This window comes from Natronosalvus rutilus, from assembly GCF_024204665.1.
Taxonomy (GTDB): Archaea; Halobacteriota; Halobacteria; order Halobacteriales; family Natrialbaceae; genus Natronosalvus; species Natronosalvus rutilus.
In genome coordinates this window covers 567,700-591,694 of sequence record NZ_CP100355.1, presented here as the reverse complement: position 1 = coordinate 591,694, position 23,995 = coordinate 567,700, and the positions used below count along the sequence as shown (strand labels likewise).

General features: G+C 65.0%; 25 protein-coding genes. 8 read left to right on the top strand and 17 right to left on the bottom strand.

Annotated elements, in window-relative coordinates; translation table 11 throughout:
- Positions 1-65: 65 nt before the first annotated feature.
- Positions 66-3,155 carry an MEDS domain-containing protein gene (locus NGM29_RS02930; protein ID WP_254158849.1) on the top strand — a complete coding sequence of 1,030 codons (3,090 nt, stop codon included), beginning with the start codon at positions 66-68 and terminating at the stop codon, positions 3,153-3,155.
- 157 nt (positions 3,156-3,312) lie between these two features.
- On the opposite strand, the gene NGM29_RS02925 is transcribed toward NGM29_RS02930, so the two are convergent.
- Positions 3,313-4,902, bottom strand: coding sequence for a preprotein translocase subunit SecD (locus tag NGM29_RS02925; protein WP_254158847.1), 1,590 nt, complete (start codon positions 4,900-4,902; stop codon positions 3,313-3,315).
- On the bottom strand, positions 4,899-5,777 hold the full coding sequence (gene secF / locus NGM29_RS02920) for a protein translocase subunit SecF (RefSeq protein ID WP_254158845.1): 879 nt from the start codon (positions 5,775-5,777) through the stop codon (positions 4,899-4,901). Before secF ends, NGM29_RS02925 begins: the two co-directional genes overlap by 4 nt.
- 118 nt (positions 5,778-5,895) lie before the next feature.
- Here secF and NGM29_RS02915 point away from each other — a divergent pair, with 118 nt between their 5' ends.
- Positions 5,896-6,291 carry a DUF7968 family protein gene (locus NGM29_RS02915; protein ID WP_254158843.1) on the top strand — a complete coding sequence of 132 codons (396 nt, stop codon included), beginning with the start codon at positions 5,896-5,898 and terminating at the stop codon, positions 6,289-6,291.
- Between the two features lie 155 nt (positions 6,292-6,446).
- Here NGM29_RS02915 and ddfA read toward each other — a convergent pair whose 3' ends face one another.
- From ddfA to NGM29_RS02890, 5 genes are all read right to left on the bottom strand, one after another.
- Positions 6,447-6,719: a DdfA family disk-determining factor gene (ddfA, locus tag NGM29_RS02910; RefSeq protein ID WP_254158841.1), complete on the bottom strand. Its 273-nt coding sequence runs from the start codon at positions 6,717-6,719 to the stop codon at positions 6,447-6,449.
- Between the two features lie 121 nt (positions 6,720-6,840).
- Entirely contained in the window at positions 6,841-7,326 is a 486-nt protein-coding gene (locus NGM29_RS02905; protein ID WP_254158839.1) for an Lrp/AsnC family transcriptional regulator, read from the bottom strand.
- A 217-nt stretch (positions 7,327-7,543) separates the two neighbouring features.
- Positions 7,544-7,825, bottom strand: coding sequence for a WNWW family protein (locus tag NGM29_RS02900; RefSeq protein ID WP_254158837.1), 282 nt, complete (start codon positions 7,823-7,825; stop codon positions 7,544-7,546).
- A 2-nt stretch (positions 7,826-7,827) separates the two neighbouring features.
- Positions 7,828-11,412: a DNA polymerase II large subunit gene (locus NGM29_RS02895; protein WP_254158835.1), complete on the bottom strand. Its 3,585-nt coding sequence runs from the start codon at positions 11,410-11,412 to the stop codon at positions 7,828-7,830.
- Position 11,413: 1 nt separating this feature from the next.
- Positions 11,414-11,833: a PPC domain-containing DNA-binding protein gene (locus NGM29_RS02890; protein WP_254158833.1), complete on the bottom strand. Its 420-nt coding sequence runs from the start codon at positions 11,831-11,833 to the stop codon at positions 11,414-11,416.
- Between the two features lie 148 nt (positions 11,834-11,981).
- On the opposite strand from NGM29_RS02890, the gene yciH reads away from it, so the two are divergent.
- Positions 11,982-12,275 carry a stress response translation initiation inhibitor YciH gene (gene yciH / locus NGM29_RS02885; RefSeq protein ID WP_253431440.1) on the top strand — a complete coding sequence of 98 codons (294 nt, stop codon included), beginning with the start codon at positions 11,982-11,984 and terminating at the stop codon, positions 12,273-12,275.
- Positions 12,276-12,798: 523 nt separating this feature from the next.
- On the opposite strand, the gene NGM29_RS02880 is transcribed toward yciH, so the two are convergent.
- From NGM29_RS02880 to NGM29_RS02870, 3 genes are read right to left on the bottom strand one after another with little or no spacing between them, the layout of a single operon-like run.
- The gene (locus NGM29_RS02880; RefSeq protein ID WP_254158831.1) at positions 12,799-13,221 is read right to left on the bottom strand and encodes a rhodanese-like domain-containing protein; all 423 of its coding nucleotides are present in this window, start codon (positions 13,219-13,221) and stop codon (positions 12,799-12,801) included.
- 50 nt (positions 13,222-13,271) lie between these two features.
- A complete protein-coding gene (locus tag NGM29_RS02875) occupies positions 13,272-13,859 on the bottom strand; it encodes an NUDIX hydrolase (protein WP_254160384.1) in 588 nt (195 codons plus the stop codon).
- Positions 13,849-14,280: a hypothetical protein gene (locus NGM29_RS02870; RefSeq protein WP_254158829.1), complete on the bottom strand. Its 432-nt coding sequence runs from the start codon at positions 14,278-14,280 to the stop codon at positions 13,849-13,851. The genes NGM29_RS02875 and NGM29_RS02870 overlap by 11 nt, the downstream gene beginning before the upstream one ends.
- Before the next feature lie 182 nt (positions 14,281-14,462).
- On the opposite strand from NGM29_RS02870, the gene NGM29_RS02865 reads away from it, so the two are divergent.
- Positions 14,463-14,705, top strand: a complete 243-nt coding sequence (locus tag NGM29_RS02865) for a hypothetical protein (RefSeq protein ID WP_254158827.1) — start codon at positions 14,463-14,465, stop codon at positions 14,703-14,705.
- 35 nt (positions 14,706-14,740) lie between these two features.
- On the opposite strand, the gene NGM29_RS02860 is transcribed toward NGM29_RS02865, so the two are convergent.
- The 5 genes from NGM29_RS02860 to NGM29_RS02840 are packed head-to-tail and all read right to left on the bottom strand — an operon-like array spanning position 14,741 to position 18,174.
- Complete coding sequence (locus tag NGM29_RS02860; protein WP_254158825.1) at positions 14,741-15,151, bottom strand: DUF5809 family protein; 411 nt, start codon at positions 15,149-15,151, stop codon at positions 14,741-14,743.
- 25 nt (positions 15,152-15,176) lie between these two features.
- Positions 15,177-15,650, bottom strand: coding sequence for a DUF5810 domain-containing protein (locus NGM29_RS02855; protein WP_254158823.1), 474 nt, complete (start codon positions 15,648-15,650; stop codon positions 15,177-15,179).
- A 37-nt stretch (positions 15,651-15,687) separates the two neighbouring features.
- On the bottom strand, positions 15,688-16,284 hold the full coding sequence (locus tag NGM29_RS02850) for a class I SAM-dependent methyltransferase (protein WP_254158821.1): 597 nt from the start codon (positions 16,282-16,284) through the stop codon (positions 15,688-15,690).
- A gap of 26 nt (positions 16,285-16,310) precedes the next feature.
- Entirely contained in the window at positions 16,311-16,988 is a 678-nt protein-coding gene (gene rnhB / locus NGM29_RS02845) for a ribonuclease HII (RefSeq protein ID WP_254158819.1), read from the bottom strand.
- Between the two features lie 25 nt (positions 16,989-17,013).
- Positions 17,014-18,174 carry an ATPase domain-containing protein gene (locus NGM29_RS02840; RefSeq protein WP_254158817.1) on the bottom strand — a complete coding sequence of 387 codons (1,161 nt, stop codon included), beginning with the start codon at positions 18,172-18,174 and terminating at the stop codon, positions 17,014-17,016.
- 110 nt (positions 18,175-18,284) lie between these two features.
- Between NGM29_RS02840 and NGM29_RS02835 the strand changes: the two genes are divergently transcribed.
- The 3 genes from NGM29_RS02835 to NGM29_RS02825 all read left to right on the top strand — a co-directional run bounded on the left by NGM29_RS02835 (position 18,285) and on the right by NGM29_RS02825 (position 21,767).
- Entirely contained in the window at positions 18,285-18,749 is a 465-nt protein-coding gene (locus NGM29_RS02835) for a hypothetical protein (RefSeq protein ID WP_254158815.1), read from the top strand.
- Between the two features lie 199 nt (positions 18,750-18,948).
- Positions 18,949-20,295 (top strand): tryptophanase, encoded by a 1,347-nt coding sequence (locus NGM29_RS02830; protein ID WP_254158813.1) that lies wholly within the window; start codon positions 18,949-18,951, stop codon positions 20,293-20,295.
- 218 nt (positions 20,296-20,513) lie between these two features.
- On the top strand, positions 20,514-21,767 hold the full coding sequence (locus NGM29_RS02825; RefSeq protein WP_254158811.1) for an outer membrane protein assembly factor BamB family protein: 1,254 nt from the start codon (positions 20,514-20,516) through the stop codon (positions 21,765-21,767).
- Positions 21,768-21,822: 55 nt separating this feature from the next.
- On the opposite strand, the gene NGM29_RS02820 is transcribed toward NGM29_RS02825, so the two are convergent.
- Complete coding sequence (locus NGM29_RS02820; protein WP_254158809.1) at positions 21,823-22,188, bottom strand: hypothetical protein; 366 nt, start codon at positions 22,186-22,188, stop codon at positions 21,823-21,825.
- A gap of 250 nt (positions 22,189-22,438) precedes the next feature.
- Here NGM29_RS02820 and NGM29_RS02815 point away from each other — a divergent pair, with 250 nt between their 5' ends.
- Complete coding sequence (locus NGM29_RS02815) at positions 22,439-22,858, top strand: hypothetical protein (RefSeq protein WP_254158807.1); 420 nt, start codon at positions 22,439-22,441, stop codon at positions 22,856-22,858.
- Positions 22,859-22,906: 48 nt separating this feature from the next.
- On the opposite strand, the gene NGM29_RS02810 is transcribed toward NGM29_RS02815, so the two are convergent.
- Positions 22,907-23,344, bottom strand: coding sequence for a GNAT family N-acetyltransferase (locus tag NGM29_RS02810; protein ID WP_254158805.1), 438 nt, complete (start codon positions 23,342-23,344; stop codon positions 22,907-22,909).
- Positions 23,345-23,995: the final 651 nt, after the last annotated feature.

Below are 23,995 nucleotides of genomic sequence, written 5' to 3'. Positions count from 1 at the left end.
GGCCGATGGATTACCTGGTCTAATTGGGGACCAGAGTTAAGAATCTCCGTGAATAACCTGATTTAGTGAGTAACCAGGTCGAGCGCGGTACGCGACAGCGAGAACCGGGCCGCGAGGGTGGACTAGGGGCGCTGCATCAGCACTCGGAGTTTCGGGGGCCGGTCGAGCCCCAGGACACCCACGACCACTCGAACGACCATTTTGCACTCATCTACGAGCGCCGTGAAGACCAATTTGCATCTGCAATCCCGTTCATCTGCGAGGGGCTCGAACGTGGCGAACAGTGTCTGTACGTCGCCGACGACAACTCCCGAGAAGAAGTCGTGGAGGCGATGCGGGACCACGGCATCGACGTGAACGCCGCCCTCGAATCGGGTGCGCTCTCCGTCCTCACACCAGCGGACACCTATCGCCGAACCGGCGAGTTCGATCGGACCACCATGCTGGAATTCTGGGAGGAGTCGCTCGAACAGGCGAAAGACGAAGACGGCTATACGGGACTCAGAGCGGCCGCCGAGATGACGTGGGCACTGGAGGGAGACACGGGTCCCGACGAACTGGTCGAGTACGAGGCAGTGCTCAATTCCCTCTACCAGGACGAAGACTACGCCGTCATGTGCCAGTACAACCGAGAGCGGTTCCCGGCGTCAGTTATCCACGACGTTATCAAGACACACCCACATATCGTCTCCGACAGTACCGTCTCACAGAATTTCTACTACACACCACCCGAGAAGTTCTTCGGCTCCGAGAAGATGGAGGCGAAGGTCGATCGCATGATGCAGACGCTGCAAGAGCGGACGGAGGTGAAGACGGCATTAACGGAACGACAAGAATACCTGGAGCGAGTTTTCGAGAGCAGTCACGACGGCATCCTCATCGTCGACCCCGAAGCTGACGAAATCGTCGACGCGAACCGGGCCGCAACCGAGATGCTCGGCTATACGCACGACGAATTGGTGGCCCTCGCTCCCTCCGACGTACACCCCAACGAACTCGACGCGTTCCGGGAATTCGTCGAGGGGGTGTTCGAAGACGGCACCGGGTGGACTGATGAACTTACCTGTCACACCAACGACCGGGGCCAGATTCCGGCAGAGATCTCCGCGTCTCGAATGGAACACAACGGCCGTCCGGTCCTGCTCGCGGTGGTCCGCGACAATAGCGAGCGCAGAAAGTGGGAACGGGCCCAACGGCAATTGTACGAGATAACGTCCGATCCCGATCGGCCGTTCGAGGAGAAGCTCCAGGACTTGCTCGATCTTGGCTGTGAACGCTTCGATATGGAACTCGGCGGGATCGCCGTCGCTGAACCGGACACTGATCACTTCGAGGTGGAGGTCACAAACGGGGAGCACGAATACCTCGTTCCGGGCGAATCGTATCCTCTCTCCGAAACGTACTGCCGCGTGCCTGCGGACGAGGGGGGGACCTGTGCGATTACCGCTCCTGTGAGTGACGAATTCGAAGGCAAACTATGCCACGACAAGTTCGGTGTGCGGACGTACCTCGGAACGTACCTCGAGTTCGAGGACGACAGTAACCGGACGTTCTGGTTTGTCTCGACCGAACCGAGAGCGGAAGCGTTTTCGGAGGCCGAACGGACGTTTCAGCACCTGATGGGGCAGTGGGTGAAATACGAACTCGAGCGCCGCCAGCGCGAGCAGGAACTGCGCGAGCACACAGAGTATCTGAGTGCGCTCATCGAGACCGCGCCCGAGTGCATCAAGACCGTTGCCGCCGACGGCACCCTGCTCCAGATGAACCCCGCCGGGCTCGACATGGTGGAGGCCGACTCGGAATCGGCGGTGATCGGCGAATCTGTCTACGGGCTGATCGCCCCCGAACACCGCGAGACGTTCCGCGAGTTCAACGAGCGGATTTGCCAGGATGAGCGAGGTGTCCTGGAGTTCGACATCATCGGGCTAGACGGCACGCGCCGGCACATGGAAACGCACGCGGCGCCGCTGCATCGCCCCGACGGGACGACGTCCCAGCTTGCGTTGACGCGCGACATTACCGAACAGATCGAGCGCGAACGTGAACTCGAACGAACGCTCGACTTACTCGAGAAAACCGAACGCATCGCGGACGTCGGCGGCTGGGAGATCAACCCGGAAACGAAGGACGTGTTCTGGACCGACCACATCTTCGAGCTTCTGGAAGTGGACGCCGACGAGGAACCGCCGCTGGAGGATGCTCTCGACATGTATCACGAGGACGACCAAGGGATCGTCGAGGATGCCGTCGAGAACGCGCTCGTCTCGGGCGACCCCTTCGACGTGGAGGTACGGATTCGTACGAACAGCGGCGACATACGGTGGCTGCGACTGCAGGGCATCCCGGAGATCGTCGATAACGAGGCCGCCTCGTTCCGCGGAGCGGCCCAGGATATTACTGAGCGCAAACAGCGCGAGCAACGCTTAGAAGAGGTGATCGAGCGACTCGAAGCGTCGAACGAACGGCTCGAGCAGTTCGCCTACGCCGCCTCCCACGACCTGCAGGAGCCACTCCGGATGGTCTCGACCTACCTTCAGCTGCTCGAACGACGGTACGAGAACGCACTCGACGAGGACGGCGAGGAATTCCTCGAGTTTGCGGTGGACGGGGCCAACCGCATGCGTGAGATGATCGACGGGCTGCTCGCCTATTCTCGGGTCGAGACGCAGGGCGATCCGCTGGAACGCATCGACCTCGATGCCGTGTTCGACGACGTGTTGGCGGATCTTCGGATCCAGATCTCGGAGAGCGACGCCGAGATTACCGCCGAGGACCTCCCTCGCGTCAGGGGTGATGCCACCCAGCTCCGCCAGGTATTCCAGAACCTGCTGGAGAACGCGATCACCTACAGTGGCGACGAGAAGCCCCGGATCCACGCCTCAGCCGAACGGGATGGGGCCGAGTGGGTCGTGTCGGTCCGCGACGAAGGTATCGGCATCGATACTGACAATCAAGACTGCATCTTCGAGGTGTTCCAGCGCCTTCACACCCACGGGGAGTACGACGGAACCGGCATCGGACTCGCCCTGTGCGAGCGGATCGTCGAGCGCCACGGCGGGGACATCTGGGTCGAGTCAGCGCCGGACGAGGGATCGACGTTCTCGTTTACGCTGCCAGTAGCGGCTGGCGAGCGACGGGAAGCTACAGGAAAGTGAGCGAGTGACATCCTCCTCACCGTAAACGGCGTCACCTCTCTTCGCGTATGCAGCGCGGAACCAGCCAAAATTAGTCTTCTCTACCAGAGCCAACCAGGACGTTCGATATCGATTCAGGACTCGAGACGATTAGCGGGCGAAACGCGAAACCGACGAGCTACTTGTCGGTCAGCAACCGGCGCAGGATATCGCCGTAGGCCGGTCGCGTGATCAGGACCCCGACGAGCACGCCCAGGATCGTGATGATGGCGAATCCGCGGAGGTCACCCAGGCTGAGCACGGCCAGCGGCGACATGGCGATGATCGTCGTTGCCGCCGCAGCGCCGATGACCCAGAACGCCTTCCGGAACCGGGACTCGAAGACGCGCCTCGAGTTGACGTCACCTTCGTCTAACACCTCGTCGGCGATGATGACCAGGTCGTCCACCCCGGTCCCGACGACGGCGATGAACCCGGCGACGTGTGAGAGGTCGAGTGGCATCCGCAGGAGGGCGGCGACGCCGAGGAGGATGACGACCTCCGAGAGGGCGGTGACGATCATCGGGAGGGCGACGCGTCGGTCGCCGTAGCGCACGTAGACGACGCCGCTGACGGTGAGCACGGCCAGGATTCCGATCAGCAGCGAGTAGTTCTTGAACTGCTCGGCCAGCGCGGGACTGATCATGTACGTCTGGGCCCGGTCGAAGTCGAGGGGCGCGCGCAGTTCGCCGGCGCGGAGGTTGATCGAGAGCGTCTGGGCCTCCTGCTGGCTGGGCGTGATCATCTGGAACTGGCCGCCGTTGGCCCACTCGCCGCGTTCCATGCTCGAGGCGAGTGTCGGGGCGACGCTGTGGGCGTCGATGACTTCCCCGTCGACCACGGTCAAGAGACAGTAGTTCGACCCTCTGGCCTCGGGGTTCCCGTAGTTACAACTGCTAGGATTCTGGGTGAACCCGTTCTCGACCATCGCCTGCTGGTACTCCTCGGCGGGGCCGGGGTTGACCGTGACGGGGACGTAGTCGTATCCTTCCTCACCGTTGTAGGAGGCCGTCCCGATGCTCCCGAAGTCCTGCTGGACGAGCGCCGTCTCGTTTTGCTGGCCGCCCTCGCCATCGGGGTAGTGCATCACGATCTCGACGATTCCGCGGTACTCGAGCAGGGATTGAAGCTCCTCGGTGGTCATCGCGGGTGCCTCGGTCACGATGTAGTAGGTGCCGTCCATCTCGGCCTGGGAGACCTGGCTGCCCGAGAGACCGGCCTCGTTGATCCGCAACTGGATCGTCGTCTGGATGTCGTCGCGGGTCGCCTGGGTGACGCCCTGTTCGACGTCCTCCTCGGCGACGTCGATGCCGGCTTCCTGGAGCGCCGCGGCGAACTCCGCTTCCGAGACGTTCCCGGTGAAGACTTCGACGCTGACCTCGCCGTTCTGGTGGTCCGTCCGGACGAGGGCGTCGCCGGTCTCGAGGTCGAGTTCCTCCGAGACTGTGGCCTGGATCTCCTGGCCGCGTCGATCTAGCTGGGTTCCTTCGGCGTCGACGCTCACCTCCGAGACGTGCATCCCCACGACTGGGGCGCTGATCTTCGTCCCGCCGTCGAGGCCGAGCCCGAACTCGAGGTTGTGCATGCTCGAGTCGGACTCGTTGGTCGGGTACGTCTCCTCACCGCCCATGACGCCACCGGGAAGGAAGAGCGCGACGAGCGCGACGGTGAGGAAGACGACCAGGAGCAGGACGCGCCAGTTCGCCTTGATCGACCCGATGGCGCTCATCGGGCCACCCCCTCGAACTTGTACCACCGAAGCAGGCTGAGGTTCAGCAGGTAGGTGTTCATCAGGTCGGCCGCCAGTCCGACGGTGAGGATCAGGCCGATCGAGAGCAGGAGTTCGACGCCGAGCGCCCACGCGGCGACGGCCATGACCAACATCGCTGCCATCGACGTGACGGTCATGGTGATCCCGGTGCGCATCGCCCGGTGGGTACTCTCGTAGAAGTCACCGCTGCGCCTGAGGATGTGGTTGTTCAGCAGGATGTCCGAGTCGACGGAGTACCCGACGATCAACAGGAGTCCGGCGACGGTCCCGAGCGAGAGCGGAATCCCGAGGACGTTCATGAACGCGAGGGGGATCACGAGGTCGGAAAACGCCGAGATGACGATGGCGATGGAGGGAACGAACGTCCGGAAGAGGACGAACGCGATGACGCTCATCCCGACGAACGCGGCCCCGAGGCCGAGTAGCGCCGTCTGCTGGGCGGCCGCCCCGAAACTCGCCGACGTCTCTGCCGAGAGCTGGACGACCTGGTCGTTGCCGGAGACGGGATCGAGGTTCGACTCTGCCTCCGACTGTACGTCCGCGTCGGTCGGCGCGAATTGGACGAGGTACTGGTTCTCGGTGGCCTGGACCGACTGCACCGACTCGGGCTCCTCGCTGAAGGCGGCCTCGATCTCCGCTTCGGAACTCGTCGTCTCGATCGTCAACTCGGTTCCGCCGGCGAAGTCCATGCCCAGTTCGACCGGCGTGCCGTAGACGACGTAGCCGCCGAGGAGAACGAGCAACGCGAAGGCAAGGACGGCGAGTGGAACCGCCGCCAGCTGGCGGTTGGTGTACCGGGTGTAATCGATCTCCGGTACCGCGAAAGTCCCCATATACCCTGGGTGTTGCCGTCGGTGAAAGTAAGCCTTCTCAATTCCATCACGATATTTCAGGTACTGGATCGGTGAACGAAACGGAACCCGTCATCACGCTCGAGCGCGTAGCCGTCGTATGGAACACTCGAGTGATGCGGTTACAGCGCGCGACGGATCTGTGGGGAGCGACGCGACTGTGGACGCAGATGAACCCGACGCACAGACGGCTGCTCGGCTAGTCCTCTCGTATCCCGAGGACCTCTCGGACTGGGGCCGGTTTCAAGTCGAGAAACCGGCGTTTCGGGCCTTCCTTCGCAAGACTCGTGAGCAGGCCGAACCGGGCGACGTCTGGGAGGAGTTCGTCGGCGTCGGCTGCTGTGGGAACACCCTCGACGTTCCCCTGCGTGTCGAGTCCGTCGAAGGAGGGTCGCGAATCGGGTCGGAAACCGAAATCGACTACGAAGTTCGGGAGGCCTGCGGCCTCGATGGGAGCTGGCGCGTCCAGAGTGCAGGCGGACCACGCCGTTCGTGAGCGGTTTCGCGTCCAGAGCGCGGTGACCAGTCGGGACAGCTAGCGAGCGCCGGGCCGAGGGGACATCTGGCTACCGGACGGCTCACTCACCGCTGTGGGCGTGTAAGCAGTGCGAATAATGGACCCGGCCCGACCGCTACTACCGCTCGCGGCCACTACCGTTCAGTGTTGTTTCTCACGGAAACGTCCCCGTCCCCCCGGACGGTGACGTCGTAGCCCAGGTACTCGAACGAAACCTGGCCGGATTCGCGCGGTCGCCCGCGACTGGTCGGCGCGAAGAGCGCGTTTAGCGCCTCGGGGTCGATCACGTCGTAAAGCGGCGGCTGTAGCTCTATCGGATCCGTTCCTTCTCGGTCGGCGACGAGTTCGACGACGGCCATGACGGGCGAGCTGGAGGAGACTGATCGCGTGGGTGAAGCGGTTTCCATCATCGCTAGGCAGCCGGCGGATACGTATAAACCCCGTCACCAGTTATGGGAGGCCTGGATTTTACCATCGAACGCTGCTTATTCCACAGAAAACGGGTCGAAATTCCGGCGATCCCGTTTCTCACCCCTCTCCCGAGGGGACGTCCTTGCCGAAGTGATCGAACGGCTGGACGTACTCGTCGTCGAGCACGTCCGATCGAACGATCTCGAGGCCGCACTCGCGAATGGCGTTCGCGATGTTCGACACGTCCTTCGTGTCCGTGCCGACGACTCTGATGTGGTAGTTCTCCCGCCCGGCGAGTAGCTTCCGGACGGAGACGACGCCGTGTTTCTCCAGCAAGTCCTCGGTGAGGGGTTCGGACGGATCACTGGCGGTGCAGGTGAAGAGAATCGACAGCTGGTAGCCCGCTCGCTCGTAGTCGATCTTCGGAATGTATCCCCTGATCACGCCCTCGTCCTCGAGTGCTTCGATTCGATTCCGGACGGTGCTCGCGGAGACGCCCACGGCTTCCCCGATCTCCCTGGCTCTGTTGTTCCGGGCGTCCGTCTGTAGTATGTGAAGGATCCCCCGGTCGGTCTCGTCGAGTTCTGACTGTCGTCCATCCATGCTCGGCGATACCGGGAAGATGCGGATGTATCTTGTGTGCGCAGGCGTCTGGTCGTCTTTATCGAATCGATCTCCAATCGCCGTCGATTGACACCCTCGAAGTACCCGTCCGCGTCGAGGCCTCCGTCGGTGCGGCGCACGTTCGATCGACGACCGTCGAATACACACTATGTTATCTATAGCAAGGGTCAGCGACCGTTCCCGACCGACGGGTGTCTCAACCGTCGCGATAGCGTTGAATCCCGAACTGGCCGTACCCCCCGTAGGCGACCTCGAGCGAGCCGATCCACCAGTTCCACCGATCGGCCGGGGTCCCGTGGGGCGCGTCCGCGAGTTCCTCGAGCACCGCCTCGGTGGTCAATTCGGCGCCCACGTCGGCCTCGTACTGGCCGGAGTCTGCGAGGTCGACGGCCTGGCGGACGACGACGCGGGATTCGCCCGCCGTCCCGCCGAAGCGATTCCGGAGGCGAACCTCGAGCGGACCTGGCTCGACGGTCACGGTCACATGAAGTCCGCGATGCCGCTCTGCTTGTTCTTGTCGTTCTCGAAGACGCTCTCGAGGGACTTCTCGAGCACTTCCAGCCGTTGCTTGGTGTAGTCCCGACAGCCGTACTCCTCGGCGACGTCGATGGCCGTCTGCATGTACTTGTTGACCGACCCCTTGTGGACGGTCAGGTTGACGCGGCCGCCACACTCCCGGCAGACCTCGGTCAGGGGCATCCGTCGGAACTTCTCGCCACAGTCGAGACACCGCGTCTCCTGGCGCGAGAAGGCCCGCAGGTTACCGATGAGGTCGGGCAGGAAGTGGTACTCGATGACCCGCTCGGCGACGTCCGTCTCGTCGACGGCCTCGAGTTTGCGCGCCAGCTCGAGCTGGGCGTCCATCTTGTCCATCATCGACCCGAGCGTTTTGTAGGCCGAGAGATCCGGCCCCATGGCGATGTCGGTAGTGTCGTGGGTGTGTCCGAAGCCGGTGTACTCGTGGTCGGTTCCCAGGGTGTCTTCCGCGATTTCGACGATGTCCTCGACATCGCCGGGGTCGGCCTGCTCGAGGGTGGCCTCGTAGAACTCGCGGGGATAGCGGGAGACGACGTCCATGTTGTGAGCCTCGTCGTCGATCTCGGAGGGGTCGATCCTTGAGGACATGACGAGGGGGGCGTCCATGCGCCCGCCCCGTTTGTCTGGCAAGAAACTGATACTAAAGTTCAACAAGCCGTCCATGAGGAGCATGACACAGTCCTCGTCACCGTCGCAATTGCGACGTTTCGCGGCGTGAAAGAACGGATGAGCGTACCCGACAGCCGCGCTCGTGAAACCAATAACTCTTCCGACAGTTGCCGCGGAGGTGTGCGGAGCCATACCAAATACTAGCTCGCCGACGAGTTCCTGACGATCGTCGATCTCGTAGAACGCCTCGAGCCCGTAGTACTGCTCGAGCAGGTCGTCGATGAAATCGGCGGTCTGCATCATGTGCTCGGCCGCGCCGTCCGAGAGGACGATGTCCTGGACCTTGAGTTCGACCAGTTGATCGGCGTGGGTCAGCGGTTCGCCGTGGACGTCCTCCTCGTACCCCAGCGCCTCGAGCTGGCCGACCGTCACGTCGAGTTCGCTGGCCCGGACGGCCGTCACGGGGAGGTCGGTCATGTCGTAGCGGACGGTGCCGTCCTTGAACGTCGAGACGTCGTGTTTCGCCCGAAGGATGCCCTTCTCCATCGGCTCCGGCACCTTGGTCGTCGAGGTGAGCCCCTTCACGCCCTTGAGGATCTCGAAGGCGTTCTCGCGCTCGCCGACGGCCTCGAGGGCGTCCCGGTAGACCTCGTGGACGTCGACCTCGGTGTACTCGACGCAGGTGGCCTCGATTTCACAGCGATCGCACTCGACGCGGCCCGCCTCGTCCGGGTCGACGCGAGACTCACAGGAGGGGCACTCGTAGTCGGGGACGGTCCGCTCGTTACACTCCGGACAGCGGTTCTTGAACGTCTCCTCGCCGCAGGCCTCACAGCGCTTGCGGCCGATCTCGAGTTCGACGACGCCGGGCGTGTCGCTCATCGTCTCGGCGTATTTGCCGGCGTCGGCGACGTTGCGCTGGGCGCCGCCGGCCTCGCCGATGGGAAAGAGGGTGTGGACGGGCGGGCTGAGGTCCCGGCGCTCGGACTTCTCGGGCCGACCCATCCGCGTGCCGATGCGGGTCGGCGCGCGCTCGCGGACCGCGACGGGCGCGACCTCGTTGACCGCCTCGATGGCGTTGTCGCCGTCCTCGTGGACGCCCCACGCGCGAGCGCGCTCGCTCAGGTCCTCGATCGACCAGGTGCGCTCCAGGTCCGCCGTCAGCCCCAGACTGCGAACGAACGGATCCCAGTCGTCGACCTCGATCCGGTCGGGGCGCTGACGGTGTTCGATGACGATGGTTTCGAGCGCCTCGCGGACGGCGTCGGTGTGCTCGAGGACGAGCGTCTCGCCACCTGCGCCCCCATCCTCGACCGTTCCGTCGCTGACGGCCTCGGCCAGTCCGTCGAACGCCACGACCGAGAGGTCGTGCCACTGGTAGGTGTATTTCGGGTGCAGCGGGGCGTCGTACTCGAGCGCCCACTCGAGGACCTGCTCGGCGGGCGGGTCCTCGAGGTCGATTCGGGGGTCGTCCTCGAGCGCCTGGACGTCCGTGCCCGCGGCCTCAAGGTCCTGGACCCACCACTCGACGGCGTAGGCGGCGGGCGCGAGCGCGTGGTTGTTCTCGACGAACTCGCCGTAGTTGACCAGGTACTCGCCGGCGTCCAGGATCTTCTCGATCCCGTTGCGGACCTCGAGGGCCTCCTCGACGTCGTCGATCTGTCGAACGTCGCCGTTGGCCAAGCGGACGGTGGGTCCCTCGATGCTGTCGACGGGAATCACCCCGGCGGCCTTGCCGGGGCGTTCGGTCTTGATCTGGGTGCCCGTCGCGAGGAAGTCGTCCAGGATGTGCATCGAGGCGGGGTGGACGCCCGCGGTCGCGAAGCCGTGGTTGCGCGCGCGGCCGTAGCGCAGGCGGAAGCCGCCCTCGGCGCAGGGGTGAGAGAAGACCGGGCGACCGGCGATCAGGTCCCGGAGGAACTTGGTGGCGGGTTCGACGCGCGGGGGTCCCGGTGGTCGGTCGTCTGCCCCGGAGTCGGGACTCGAGTCGTTGGCGTTCGCCTCCTCGTCTCCCTCGCCTTCTCCGTCTCCGTCGCCTCCATCCCCATCCTCGCCTTCACCCGCCGATGCCTCGTCGTCGTAGTAGGTCCCGTCGATCAGGTCTTGGAGCCACGGCCAGTCGATCTCGTCGAGCTGGGACGTATAGCGCTGGATCTTGGGGGCTTTGAGGGCGATCCCTTCGGCCATCACCAGACACATCCCGCCGCGCGCGGAGTTGGTGTCGACGCGCTCTAAGTCCCGAAAGCCCGAGACCTCCTCGTCGCCCGTGGCCTCCCCGTCGAGCATGATCGGGAGGTGTTTAGCGATGAACTTCGTCTCCTCATCCTTCGGGGAGTACTGCAACCCGGTCTCCTTGTCGTAGAGGCCGACTTCCTCGGCGTAGCGTTCGATCTCCTCCTGGCGAGCCTCGTAGGTCTCGAGGCCGACCAGCGCGCGGGTGTAGTCCGCGACTAGCACCGAGAGGGCCTGTGCCGTCCCGCCCGCCGACCGGATCGGGCCTGCGTAGTAGACGTTGACGAACTCCGTCCCGTCGTCGTTGGTGAGGATCTCGACCTTGTCGATGCCCTCGATGGGCGCGGCGACGACCCCTTCGGTCAGGAGCGCGACGGCCGTCCGGACTGCGCCCTCGACCTTCCCGGCTTTCGTCTCGTAGTCCCCGACGGAACCGTCGGCGAAGTCCTCAGCGAGTGCGAGGGCGGCCTCCTCGCGGGACATCTGGCCCTCGAGTTCGCGCACGCGCTCGGCGACCCCGTCGATCCCGAGGATGTTCTCCACGCGGTCGGCCATGTCCTTCGCGACCGGGATCTCGACCTCCGGTTTCGGATCGTCGCCTCGCTGCTTGGCGGTTTCGGCGACGTCCATGGCTTCCTCGAGCTGGGATTCGAGCGTCTCGAAGTAGCGCTCGTCCTCGGCCCGCATGTTAGAGCCAGAGGTCGAGGTGGGTGGTCTCGTCGTGCTCGCGCTCGAGGGGTTCCTCGAAGGTGCGCATGTACACTTCGCCCGCGAAGACGGCCGCGGCGTTCAGGTGGCCCGCGAGGGCCGTGCCGTCGGGTCGCGAGAGGACGGCATGGGTGTGGGCGAACCGGTCACCCTCCAGCCAGGAGACGTTCCCCACGCAACTGGCCACCTCGAGCGGTTCGTCGAAGGTCACAGGTTCGTACTCGAGCGTATCCTGGTCGTAGAACCACACTTCGGCGTCCTGGACGGCGCCGAGGGCGGTGAACCAGGCGGCGTCGGCGTCGACCTCGGTCGCGAGCGACTCGATCTCGGCCCGCCAGTCGGCGCCGTGGTCGAGGCTGGCGACGTACTCTCCCGTCGGTTCGACTGCGCGATAGTTCATGCCAACACCCTGGACGCGCAGACGGGAAAATCCCATCGGTTGTCAGGCAGCTTCGGGCGGCGGCGGGTCGAGCGTCCGACCGCTCGAGTCGGAAGACGGTTGCGGTCCCGATAGTGTTTAATATGCTCATTCCGTACGGGCGAACGTAATGTCGGAAGTCTGCTCGACGTGCGGGCTGCCTCAGGAACTCTGCGTCTGCGAGGACGTGGCCAAGGGCCAGCAGCAACTCACCATCCGCATTGACGAGCGCAGATACGGTAAAGAGGTAACGGTCATCGAAGGATTCGACCCCAAAGACGTCGATCTCGACAGTCTGTCGTCGGATCTGAAATCGAAGTTCGCCTGTGGCGGTACCGTCGAGGACAGTCACATCGAACTCCAGGGCAACCACCGCGGCCGCATCGAGGACTTCCTCCGCGATCGCGGATTCAACGTCGCCTGACCGTCGATGATCTGACCGGACTTCCGATCCACGGCGGGTCGCGAACCGAACGAAAATAGCGTCTGCGGTGCGGTTTTTCGTTTCGACGAGGGCCTCGAGCAGCGACGCCGCTCTCTCGTTTTTCGTGCGACGCGTCCGAACACGCCTCGAGTCGTACAACTCGAGTAGCAGCGTCGTCTTCGACCGGTACCTCGAGTAACGATGTCGTCTTCAAACCGATCTCTCGAGGATTCGAATACGCCGACAGCAAAACCGGCCACGTGGGGGGTGTGGCCGGATGCTGATACGGCTCTCAGCCCGCTGAAATCCTGACGGTCTGTCCCATGTGGTGCGATGCGGAACCAGACCATTCGTATGTGCATCATTCACAGGGATGATTGTTCGGCCGTCATAGTCAGGGTCGTTACGAGGGGGTGGTCGTCATCCGGGTCTCGCCTCACTCGAGTCGCGTCTGCCAGATCGATTCGGGGCTGGTACAGTGGTTGCCCCCGCAACGACCGGGAGTCGATACCCGATCGTAGAATCAGAACGGTGCACTCGAGTCGGCGTTCCCTCGAGTACTGTGTTCGCGTTCGTTTCGCTCACCTCGCCCATCTCGCTCACTGCCCTCGCTGTCCTCTCCGTCGCCGGCCGCCAACTCGTAGGCCTCGGCCCAGGCCTCGAGTCCCCCGGCCATGCTCTCGACACGGGCGTCCGCGCTCCCCTCGTAGGAGCCGATGAGCCGTGCCGCCTGGACGCTCGCCTGCCCGTGCGGACAGACGGTGACGATCCGGTCGGCGCCGTCGAAGTCCTCGATTTTCGCTGTTAGCTCGTGAAACGGGACGTTCTCGCTGCCGGGAATGTGGCCACGTTTGAAGCTCGCCTGGTCGCGAATGTCGACGATCCGCGCGTCGGCGTCGGACTCGAGCAGTGCCGAGACGTCGTCGGTGGAGATTTCGCCGTCCATCGTGTTGGTCGGGATTGGATCTCGAGCGGGTTAAACGATGCTCTTGGTCCCTAGAGCAACCCGTCCTCGCGGGCCAGCAACAGTGCGCTCAGCGTCGAGTCGTTCGCCGGGTGCTCGCGCGCTCGAGCCAGCGCCTCGCCCTTCGGAATCGCTCGCACATCGAGGAACTCGTTGCCGTCCAGGTCGCGCTCGCCGGGTTCGAGCCCCTCCGCGTAGACTACGCCGCGGTCGTGGCGAAGGACGCCCGTCGCGACGCGATACTCCTGCAAGAGGGCGAGACTCGAGGGGCGAAAGCCGGTCTCCTCCTCGAGTTCGCGCGCGGCCGCGACGGTGTAGGACTCGCCTTCTTCGACGATTCCGGCGGGTAACTCGAGGTGCGTCTCTCGAATCGCGGGGCGGTACTGCTCGACGAACAGGATCGAGTCGTCAGTCGCGGCGACGATCACGACCGCGGAGGGGAGATCGGCCCAGTAGTAGCGCTTCTCGGAGCCATCGGGTTGTTCGACGAGGTCGTAGCCGCCGTCGTACCAGCCGGTTTCGTACTCGGTCTGCGACTCGAGCACGGGCCACGCCGGTGCATCCTCGGTGGTACCCGGGTCGCCGTCGGCACTCCCGTCGTCCGCGTCGTCAGGGTCCATCGACATCGCTAGCTGGTGTGATCTCGAGGCGGTAGTAGGTACCGTTTCGCTCGAGGTAGACCACGTCTGCCTCGGGGTCGGTCGCCGCACGGTTCCACGTCTCGAACTCGGAGAACTCGTCGAACGGCGTGTGGGTGAACGTCGACTCAAAGCCGAATCGCCCCTCCTCGTAGGCTGCCGAGCGTCCGTCCTCGAGCGCGCCCGTCGTGTACGGAAAGCGGTTCTCCGAGAGGTTCTCGGCGGCGATCGTACCCGTGACGTTCTCTTCGGGCGGTTCGCCGTCTTCGAGGTCGACCTCGTCCGCGACGACGTAGTAGACGTCCCCGCCGCCGATCAGTCCGGGGAGGGCGCCGAGGGCAACCAGGAGGACGATCGGCACGAGTACGAAGATCGAGACGAGGAGGAGGGTCCGTCGACGCATTATTCGACCATCGGGACCGACGGAGGATACGCGTTTCGTCCTCGGCTGTGCCCTCGAGCGTGAGGAACCGCTATCCGTCGCAGATTCCCCTCCTGGCCGTCTCCGTCAGCCACTATGGTATATAAATTACCTCGAATTCACTGCATGCGGGCTATGGTCGCGAGTCGCGTAATCCACGTACGATGGACGATGACGCTGTTGACGATGACACTGTAGGCGATCGCGAAGGCGAATCGAAGTCGGAAATCGAGGGGACACAGAAGGTCGCCGCGGTCTGCAGTTCCTGCGGCTCGGCGTACGCGGCAGAGCGGTGGTCGGACGGGACGATCCGTCCCATTGGACGGCGAACCGGCTGTCAGTGCGGCGGGACGTCGTTCGAGGTCGTCGAGGACTCGAGTTCGAACCCGGATCCCTCCTCGTCCTGAATCGACTCGAGCTGACGCCTCGAGCCCGGGATCGGCTACAGGTTTTCACGGTACAGTCGTCCGAACGCCTGGCGCCGGAGCGTCGCGATGGCCGCTTCCTCCTTCTCGTGAAAAGTCGCAGCAACGGCCTCGCCGGTCGGAGCGGCGTGCCAGACCACGTGGTCGACGTGCTCGCTCCCCGCCTCGATCACCTCGCCGTCGTACGCCTCGTGCCAGTCCTCGTACTCCTCGCGGGTGCCGACGCGAACCTCGAGCAGGCTCGCGAACAGGGCGTCTCGTGCCGTCTCCACCACGTCGCTCGAGACGCGGTCAGCATACTCCTCGCGGTCGAAGTCCATGGATTTGGCGACCTCGCGGACGACGGTCTGGGCGGCGGGACCGACCGATTCGTACTGGTCGCTCGCGTCCTCGAGGGTGTCGGGGGCGAAGGTACCGACGGTGTGCATGTCGAGACGGTCGGCGGGAGAACAGTTACGCGTTTTCGTTTCCGCTCTCGTCCTCGAAGCGTGCCTCCGGATCGTCCTCGTCGTCAGCACCGGCGCCCTCCATTCGAGCCGTTAACGCCCTCGCCTCTTCGAGGACGTCCCTGGTTTCGGCGGTCACGTCTCCGCGTCCAGGTTCCTGTGCCTGCTGGGCGATGGCGTCCTCAAGTCTGGGGCCCCTCGAGCCCTCTGACTCTCTCTGGTTTCTCGCGTCCGCCTTCCGCCCCGACTGCACCCTCGGCCCCTCGGGAGCGTCTTCCGAGACCGGCAACTCCACCTCGAGCGCGTGCGGGATGACGGCGTCGGCGAGTTCATCCCGCGTTCTCGAGCCCCAGTCGGGGACGTGCTCCTCGAGCCACTCGAGGTGGGCAGTGCGACCGAGCGACGCGGTGACGGCGAGGTGGTCGGCGAGCTGGCGGCCGTCGGTGACGCCCGTCTCACAGATTGGACAGACGTATCCCATGGGTCGCGCTACGACGCGGGGCCCAAAAAGTCGATTGCTATCGGGCGGGCGTGCGGGCCAGTGCGGAGACCCACCCGTCCAGTTCGGTCACCGTCACCCGTTCGAACCCGGCCGCCTCGAGCAGGTCGCGAACCGCTCTCGGCTGGTAGGGTTCGAAGTAGCGGTTGCTCTCGTCGCGGGCGGCCAGGTCGGGTCGTTTGACGGAGAGGTACAGAACGCCGTCGGCGTCGAGCACCCGCCGGAACTCGTGGAGCGTCGCGGGCGCGTCTGTCCGGGGGACGTGGAGAAACGACGCACACGCCCAGAGACCGTCGACCGCGTCGGTTGCGACCGGAAGCGCCCGCATGTCGCCCCGGAGGAACGACGCCGACGGGACGTCCTTCGTCGCCGCCTGGAGGAACGATTCGGTGAGATCGAGGCCGATGGCGTCGTAGCCGCGGGCCTCGAACGCCGCCGAGTCCACGCCGGGACCGCAGCCGACGTCCAGGACGCGTTTCCCGTCGGCGTTCTCGAGCGCCTCGAGGAACGCCTCGCCGTACTGGGCGAGCACCGACTCAGTGCGGTACTTCTCGACGTAGGCGTCGGCGTCCGATTCGTAAGTCTGCAGGGTTCGAGCGACGTGATCCTCGCTCATATCGGCGTATTTTGGGCGGGAGTACATCAAAATTGCTCGAGGCCCGTCTGTTCGGCGTCGACGAGCACGTCGGCGCAGGTCGACCACGATTCTCGGGCGAACGGCGGCAACGCTCCACATCTCGCGACGTACTCCTCAAGAAACGCCCGCGTGGTTGGATCGGAGGGGTAGCCGCTGCCGACCTCGCCATGCTCGTCGGCGATGGCGGCGACGTGGGCGTCGCGTTCGACTTTGGCGACGATGCTCGCGGCGCCCACGAGCGGGTCGTCGTCGTCGGCGCCGTGGGTCGCTTCGACCGTGGCCTCGAGGGCGCAGGCGTCGGCGACCCGGCGGGCGAAGCGGTCGGCGTCGGTGTCGCAGGCGTCGCAGTGGGCGTGTGGTGGTTCCGACGTTTCGCCGCGCTCGAGGGTGGATGGAGACTCCTCGGCGGCCGCCTCGAGCGCGCTCGCGTGGGCCTCGACGGTCAGACCGTTCATGTCGGTGTCGGGTGCGTCGATTCGCTCGGTGGTAACTTCGGCGATGCCGACCCGAAGCCGGGCGTCTGCGCGGATGGTCTCGGCTAGGGTCTCCCGCCGGTCCGGCGAGAGGCGCTTGGAGTCGGCGACGCCGTCGGGGAGGGCGTCTCGAGTCGGGGCCCAGACCGCAGCGGCGAACATGGACCCGAACACGGGGCCTTTGCCGGCCTCGTCGACACCGAAGGGCATGGTCTGAGGATTTCGGCTGGAGCAGTTAGCTGTTCCGTTCCTCGGTGTGGGGCCGGTCGATGCGGTCGTCTCTATCGACGTCATCTCGAGGGTCGTTCGGCCCGCTCGTCACGTCTTCTGTCCCGTTCGATTTGTCGTCGCCCCTCTCGATCGGTCCGTCGGCGTCGCCCGTCTCCTCGCCCTCGCCGTCCCGGTCTCCACCACCATCATCGCGGTCGCCCTCGATTTCCTCGAGCGGATCGAAGGTCACCATGCCGAGCCCGCTCGTGTACTCGTAGGTGTGCCACTCGCTGATCGCGAGGACGCCCCGGAGTTTGCGCACTCTGAGTCGACGAAAGAGCGTGTCCTCGACGATCGAGTTGTCGAGCGCGAGGTCGATCACGCCGTCGACGGCGTACGCGAGGTTCCGGGGGAAGACCTCTTCGCCGCCCGCGACCGTTCCCCCGGCGATCAGCGGCACGAACCGGCCTTTACAGACCTCGGCGCGGGCGTCCCGGACGAAGTCGTACGCCTGGACGGGCTGGACGAGCGAGGCGAACTCCGCGATGGAGTCGACGACGACCAGCCCCGTCTCGATCATCTCGAGGTCCTCGAGGCCGTTGTCGAGGACGTTCAGCACCTCGTGGGCGTCGCCCGGATCGCGAACGGTGGTCGTCTGCGGTTCGACGACACGCCGCAGGTGGGTATTCCACTCGGTCATCCGGTCGTGAAGGCGCTCGGGGTCGTCCATCCGGGAGGTAAAGCAGTCCAGGACGCGAAGCTGGCCGGACTCGAGGTAGGGAAGGACGTTCCAGTCCATTGTGAGGAAGTTCTCGACGACCGACGTGGGCGGTTCGGTGAACGCCACCACGATCGCCGGCTCGCCGCGCTCGAGCGCGCGCCAGACCAGTTCGGCCTGGATGGCCTCCTCTCGCGTCCCGGAGTTGCCTACCAGGAGGACGAACGAGTTGCGCGGGAGCCCTTGCGGGAGGCTCGCCTCGAGGGCGGCGACGCCCGTGTCGAGGGTCCGGTGTCCGTTCTCCCGTGGAAACCCGTCTTCGTTCTCCCGGAAGGCGTCGCGGCAGGCGCGCGAGCAGAAGACCCGGTTCGGGTCTGATCCCTCCTCATCTGCGGTAACCGCCTCGAGCGGGCACGCGTGTCCACAGAACGTACAGCGGGTCTCGTCCGTCGCCGGCGCGTCGTTCATGCGGTGCGTTTTGCCTCCCTGCCACAAGAAAGTGCACGCGTCGACGGCGTTGGGGCGGCGCACTCGTGGCTCGTCGGATTTATATTCGTGCGTGGCATTAACAAACAGTAATGAACGTACGGGATGCCCTCGAGGCCGACGCCGACGCGATTGCCGCCATCGCCGACGCTCCGACTGACGTGGCCCGAAACCTCGTCCACGACCGGACGGTGCGCGTGGCCGAGGACGGGACCCACGACCCGAACGCCGACGTCCCACCCGCGGACGGCGCGAGCGACGCGGATGCCACGCAGTACGGTAAATCTGATCCCGAGGACCTCCTCGGATTCGTCAGCTTCGACGCCCAGGGCGACACCGTCCACGTTACCCAGATCGACGGCACCGAGGCCGCCTGCGAGCGCCTGCTGGCCGAACCCGTCCGCTTCGCCGAGTGCGAGGGAATGGCCGTCGAGGTACTCGTCCCGGACGGCCACGGGGCAGTCGAGGAGGCCGCCGAGGAACTCGGCTTCGGCGACACCGGGTCGGGCCCCCGGTTCGACGGCGCGCGGACGGTCCGGTATCGCCTCGAGCCGTGAACCTGTCCTCGAGCCGTGCGTCCCTCGAGCGAAGAGTGCTCTCGTCGGTCGCGGTAGCGTCGCTTCCTGGAGCGACTCGAGAGCGCTACGTCCGCCATGTTCGCCGAAGCCCCAATTCGTCGCCCGGTGTACGTTCGGGGCGACTGATCCCCAGAAACCCGCAGATGCATTGAACTATCGGCGCACCCCAGAACGGGGCATGGTACACTACAAGTCGACGATGGTCGAACCGATCGACCTCCCGTCGCGTGGCGACCGCGAGCGCGCCCTCGAGGAGGCGGGCTACAACGTCTTCAACCTCGACGCCGAGGACGTCTTCATCGACCTGCTGACCGACAGCGGGACGGGAACGATGAGCGAGGACCAGTGGGCGGCCCTGCTCCGCGGGGACGAGTCCTACGCCGGGTCGAAGAGCTTTCGACGGCTCGAGGCCGCGGTGGACGACGTCATGGGCTTTCCCCACGTCGTCCCCGCTCACCAGGGGCGCGGGGCCGAGAACGTCCTCTACGGCACCCTGCTCGAGGAGGGTGACGTCGCCCTGAACAACACGCACTTCGACACGACGCGGGCCCACGTCGCCAACCAGGGCGCCGACCCGATCGACTGCCCGGTCGAGGTGGCGACCGACCCCGGGGCCCCGGGCGACTTCAAGGGCGACTTCTCGATCGAGCGCGGCCGCGAGGTCGTCGAGGAGGTGGGCACCGACCGCGTCCCCGTGGTGATCCAGACGATCACGAACAACTCGGCGGCGGGTCAGCCGGTGAGCGTCGAGAACACCCGCCGTGTCGCCGAATTCGCCGACGAGATCGACGCCACGTTCGTCATCGACGCTTGTCGCTTCGCGGAGAACGCCTACTTCGTCACCGAGCGCGAAGCTGAGTACGCCGAAGCGTCGGTCGCCGACGTCGCTCGCGAACAACTGGGGTACGCCGACGCGCTGGTGATGAGCGGCAAGAAAGACGGCCTCTCGAACGTCGGCGGGTTCGTCGCCACCCAGGACGAGGCGCTGGCCGACCGCTGCAAACAGCGGGCGATCCTCTACGAGGGCTTTCCCACTTACGGCGGCATGGCCGGGCGAGACATGGAGGCCCTGGCGGTCGGTCTCCGCGAGGCCGTCGAGGAGGCTTACGTCGCCGACCGCATCGAAGGCATTCGGACGCTCGCGAGCCTACTCGAGGACCGCGACGTCCCCGTCTACACGCCGACCGGGGGCCACGCGGTTTACCTCGACGCCGAGGCCGTCTTCCCGCACCTCGAGTCGAGCGACTTCCCCGGGCAGGTGCTGGTCTGTGAACTCTACCGCGAGGGCGGCGTTCGCGGCGTCGAACTCGGGAGCTTCGCGTTCCCCGGCACCGACCGCCCGGAACTCGTCCGGCTGGCAGTCCCTCGCCGGACCTACCACCGCGAGCACTTCGAGCACGTCGCCGACGCCGCGGCGGCCGTCCTCGAGCGCGCCGACGAGGCGACGGGCCTCGAGATCAAGCGCGAACCCGAGGTGCCCGAACTCCGTCACTTCACGGCCGAACTCGAGCCGAGTTCGAGATAGCTCCTCGATCACGTCCAGTCGCATCCTCTCTCGAGGGACCTGCTGGCCGCTCGAGGCGATCGCTTCTTCCCTCGAAACTCTCGACGACTGCTCGAGGAGAAAGTTCATGCCACTCGAGTAAAACTGCTGTCGTAATGCCAAACGTCCCCACCCGACGCCGTGTCCTCTGACTTGGCGGTGCGAGCCTCGCGGCAGCAACCGCCGGTTGTCTCGACCAGTTGGAATCCGACGATTCGACGCCGAACGACAGCAATAGAGACGGAAACGGTAACAGCAACGACACCGAAGACGGCCCCCTGATCGACCCCGTTGACGACCCTCTCGAGGCGACGTACCCTGACGGCATCGCCCAGTTCCGCGGCTCGCTCGAGAACTGGGGGTATCGTCCGGACGAGACGATCCCCGACGCGGTCGAGCAGGCCTGGCGCCTCCCGGAGGTAAACACCGGCGATCACGGTGCGGCGAAAGCCAGCGCGACGCCGACGCCCGACGGCGGCCTCGTGATGCCGGGCGACACCGGGATCCTCACCGCGCTCACCGCCGACGGCGAGGTGCTGTGGGAGGCCGAGACCACGACGTCGGGCAACGGCATCCACGGCACGGCCGTCGTCACCGAGGACACCGTCTTCATCGGCGCCTACGATGGGACCCTCTACGCGTTCGACCTCGAGACCGGCAACGAACTGTGGGCCAAGAAACTCGGGGGTGCGATCGGCTCGAGTCCGGTCTTCGACGGCGAGCGCGTCTTCGTGGCCGTCGAGTACCCCGATCCGGAGGGCAGCATGTTTGCCCTCGACCCCGACACGGGCGAGGTCCTGTGGGAGGACGCCGAAAGCCGACCGACCGATCACCCCCACTCGACGCCCGCGATCGATCCCGACGCCGGACGGCTGGTCGTCGGCGCCAACGACGGCGTGCTCTACGGCTGGTCGTATCCGGACCTCGAACTCGAGTGGACGTTCGAGACCGACCCTGACAACGACACCGACGGCGAGATCAAGGGACCGATCGCCACCTGCGACGGCGGGGCCTACTTCGGCTCGTGGGACCAGCGCATCTACCGGGTCGACCTCGAGGACGGCACCGAGGACTGGTCGGTCGAGACGGGCGGGCTCTCGATGACGGGCCCGGGGATCGACCCGAGCCTCGGCGTCGTCTTCGCGGGGAGCCACGACGGCAACCTCTACGCGCTCGACGCCGCCACCGGCGAGGAGCACTGGCGCTTCGGAACTGACCGCGCGCTTACCGGGTGTCCGACGGTGTGTGCCGACCGGGTGGTCTTCGGCTCGAAGGATCAGACGTTGTACGCCGTCGAGAAGCAGACTGGCGAGGCGGTCTGGCGCGTCGACCACGACGGCGTCGTCACGAGCACGCCGCTGGTCGCCGACGGAGCTATCTACTACGCCGAGCGGGCGCCCGCTCCGGAGGACGGCGAGACCGACGGGGCCGCCTACAAGCTCGTCGAAGCCTAAAAACGGTGGTACGCTTTTTGATCCTTTCTCGAGGCGATTTTACTTTTCTACGAGTCTACGAGCGAACGAAGCCCGTCGCTCGAGCCCGCAGCGAGGGTTCGGGTTCCGGCTCCGACTCGCGGCCGAATCGTTTCTTCGCCATCGACGCGAAGTCGTCGCCGCTCCCGTCGCCCTCGAGCGCCTGGAGGAGCACGTCGGGGACGGACTCGCGCAGTTCCTGTTGTTTCTGCTCTCTGAGGCTGCCGTACTTTCGCAGCGCAATCCCGACACCGAGGAATAGGGCGGCGTCGAGCAGTTCGCGTTTGAAGCGCCGCTTGTCGTTGCGGACCGCCAGCGCTTTCAGCAGCGAGATGGCGCCGATCCCGAGGTAGAGCATCGAGCTCCGCTTCGGATTGCCGGTGAGGAGTTGTCTGGGGTTCATGCCGGGGCCACCTACCACACTCGCCGGTATAAAATGTGAGCATGATCGCTATCACTGACAGGCGGGCGTGTCAGCCGTCACACTCGCGGGCTGAGCACGAAGCCACGATGAATCCGACATCGGTCATCTGGGGGGAAGAACCGTGGGCTATCCTCTATCGAATGATCGAATCGGTACCGACCGAGAACGGTGCTTCGACGCACTCCAAGTTAGAAATCTATAATAATCACTAAAATTTAAATTCTGTCGATTGGTCCAGATAAATCGTCGACACCTCCTGGCAGGATGCCTGTCACTTGTTCCGATTGCTGGTTGTCTCGATCGCGGATCGTCCACGACGATAGATATCGTCGAGAACGAATTCGACGGGAACGTTGACGTCGATACGGAGGGGATCGAGACCTCCGAGGCGTCCGATGGTGGCGAGCGTATCAGGGCCCTGGTCACGATTACGAATATTTCCGACGCGGTTTGCATTGTACAGGTTGGCGGTGCGTTTTACGCGGATGACGATCGGCTATTGGCGGAGGACCCACCAATTCGCTCCGGACGAGAACTCGACCCAGGCGACGCGCACTCGTTCACGCCCACGATGGAGGGGAACGCGGACGACCTGGCTCGCGTCGAACTACGAATTGTCGAGCGAGAGGATGGCATCCCGCCGAATTGACCGTCACGGCGTTCGTGATTTACCGGGGGGTTTACATTCTGGCCTCGTTCAGCCGTCAGTCCGCGTCTCTACGTACCGTTTTACCCCGCGATATCGACCCTCCGCGATCGACTCGATCTCGAACCCGAGCGACTCGTAAAATGGCCGCACGTCGGCGTCGAAGTTCGCCGTTAGCGCGCCCGCTCGCTCGAGCGCCTCCTCGAGCAGGTCGGTTCCGATGCCGCGACCACGGTGGCGCCGGTGGACGGCGATCGCGACGACGTGTGCCCCCTTCGTTTCGCCTCGAACCGGCGGCTCGAAGACGACCGCGCCGAGGACCCGTCGCGTCTCGCCAGTACCCACCGATCGCGATTCCGTCGCGACCAGGACGTCACCGTCGTCGATCCGGGACTCGACGTCACCGACCTCGAGCAACGCGCCGTCGACGAGTCGACGGACCGCCAGGGCGTCGTCTGGTGTCGCCCGTCGAACGCGGCGATCGGTCACGGAGGGCCCTCCGACTCGCTATCCGTTCGGACGGTGACTGATCGCTCGTACACGGCGCGGGCTACGTTCCCTGGAACGAAAACGGCCCGGCTTTCATCGACGGGCGGTCAGGATGCAGAACGTGTCTCGAGTAAACTACCCCGCCTACTCGCTCGCTCCCGCCTTGCGGCGGTCGGTCACTCCTTGAGGGCGGGGCGTTATCGCAACGACATTGTACCCCGACCCCATGCATGGACGCGGCCCGGCTTCCTCTTACCGTCCACGGGTGGGCGGCGGGTCGGAGTTGATGCTGCGACTCGCCTACCGGACCCCGTCCGTGGGTTGTCCCGCCGATTTAATTCCCGGTGTTCTCACGCTCTATCCTCAATCGAGGAACGGGAGTCGAACCCATTTGCGGTCGTCGTTCCCGAGTAGAGGGTGCGACGGTGTGGCCGCCGCACCACGGGTGCCAGTTTACTCGTGGCACCTACCGACCCCGACTTGTGCGAGGACGGCAGCATCTCGTACAACGGGTACAGAGGGGCTAAATCTTACGATTTCACCCAACTTCGCCACGCGCTCCTCCCCTCCCTACTCGCTTCGCTCGTTGAGGAAGGGGGACTCCGTGTTACCGCTTAGCTGAACGTCAGGAAGCCAGAACAGTCTTGCTCG

Excerpts from the sequence above, each read along its gene's own strand:
- NGM29_RS02855 (WP_254158823.1), bottom strand. The coding sequence starts at position 15,650 with ATGGGATACGTCTGTCCAATCTGTGAGACGGGCGTCACCGACGGCCGC.
- NGM29_RS02875 (WP_254160384.1), bottom strand. The coding sequence starts at position 13,859 with ATGGACCCTGACGACGCGGACGACGGGAGTGCCGACGGCGACCCGGGT.
- secF (WP_254158845.1), bottom strand. The coding sequence starts at position 5,777 with ATGGGGACTTTCGCGGTACCGGAGATCGATTACACCCGGTACACCAAC.
- NGM29_RS02820 (WP_254158809.1), bottom strand. The coding sequence starts at position 22,188 with ATGAACCCCAGACAACTCCTCACCGGCAATCCGAAGCGGAGCTCGATG.
- NGM29_RS02925 (WP_254158847.1), bottom strand. The coding sequence starts at position 4,902 with ATGAGCGCCATCGGGTCGATCAAGGCGAACTGGCGCGTCCTGCTCCTG.
- NGM29_RS02860 (WP_254158825.1), bottom strand. The coding sequence starts at position 15,151 with ATGCACACCGTCGGTACCTTCGCCCCCGACACCCTCGAGGACGCGAGC.
- ddfA (WP_254158841.1), bottom strand. The coding sequence starts at position 6,719 with ATGGAAACCGCTTCACCCACGCGATCAGTCTCCTCCAGCTCGCCCGTC.
- NGM29_RS02830 (WP_254158813.1), top strand. The coding sequence starts at position 18,949 with ATGGTACACTACAAGTCGACGATGGTCGAACCGATCGACCTCCCGTCG.
- NGM29_RS02880 (WP_254158831.1), bottom strand. The coding sequence starts at position 13,221 with ATGGACGGCGAAATCTCCACCGACGACGTCTCGGCACTGCTCGAGTCC.
- yciH (WP_253431440.1), top strand. The coding sequence starts at position 11,982 with ATGTCGGAAGTCTGCTCGACGTGCGGGCTGCCTCAGGAACTCTGCGTC.
- NGM29_RS02840 (WP_254158817.1), bottom strand. The coding sequence starts at position 18,174 with ATGAACGACGCGCCGGCGACGGACGAGACCCGCTGTACGTTCTGTGGA.
- NGM29_RS02915 (WP_254158843.1), top strand. The coding sequence starts at position 5,896 with ATGGAACACTCGAGTGATGCGGTTACAGCGCGCGACGGATCTGTGGGG.
- NGM29_RS02850 (WP_254158821.1), bottom strand. The coding sequence starts at position 16,284 with ATGAGCGAGGATCACGTCGCTCGAACCCTGCAGACTTACGAATCGGAC.
- rnhB (WP_254158819.1), bottom strand. The coding sequence starts at position 16,988 with ATGCCCTTCGGTGTCGACGAGGCCGGCAAAGGCCCCGTGTTCGGGTCC.
- NGM29_RS02890 (WP_254158833.1), bottom strand. The coding sequence starts at position 11,833 with ATGAACTATCGCGCAGTCGAACCGACGGGAGAGTACGTCGCCAGCCTC.
- NGM29_RS02865 (WP_254158827.1), top strand. The coding sequence starts at position 14,463 with ATGGACGATGACGCTGTTGACGATGACACTGTAGGCGATCGCGAAGGC.
- NGM29_RS02895 (WP_254158835.1), bottom strand. The coding sequence starts at position 11,412 with ATGCGGGCCGAGGACGAGCGCTACTTCGAGACGCTCGAATCCCAGCTC.
- NGM29_RS02870 (WP_254158829.1), bottom strand. The coding sequence starts at position 14,280 with ATGCGTCGACGGACCCTCCTCCTCGTCTCGATCTTCGTACTCGTGCCG.
- NGM29_RS02835 (WP_254158815.1), top strand. The coding sequence starts at position 18,285 with ATGAACGTACGGGATGCCCTCGAGGCCGACGCCGACGCGATTGCCGCC.
- NGM29_RS02905 (WP_254158839.1), bottom strand. The coding sequence starts at position 7,326 with ATGGATGGACGACAGTCAGAACTCGACGAGACCGACCGGGGGATCCTT.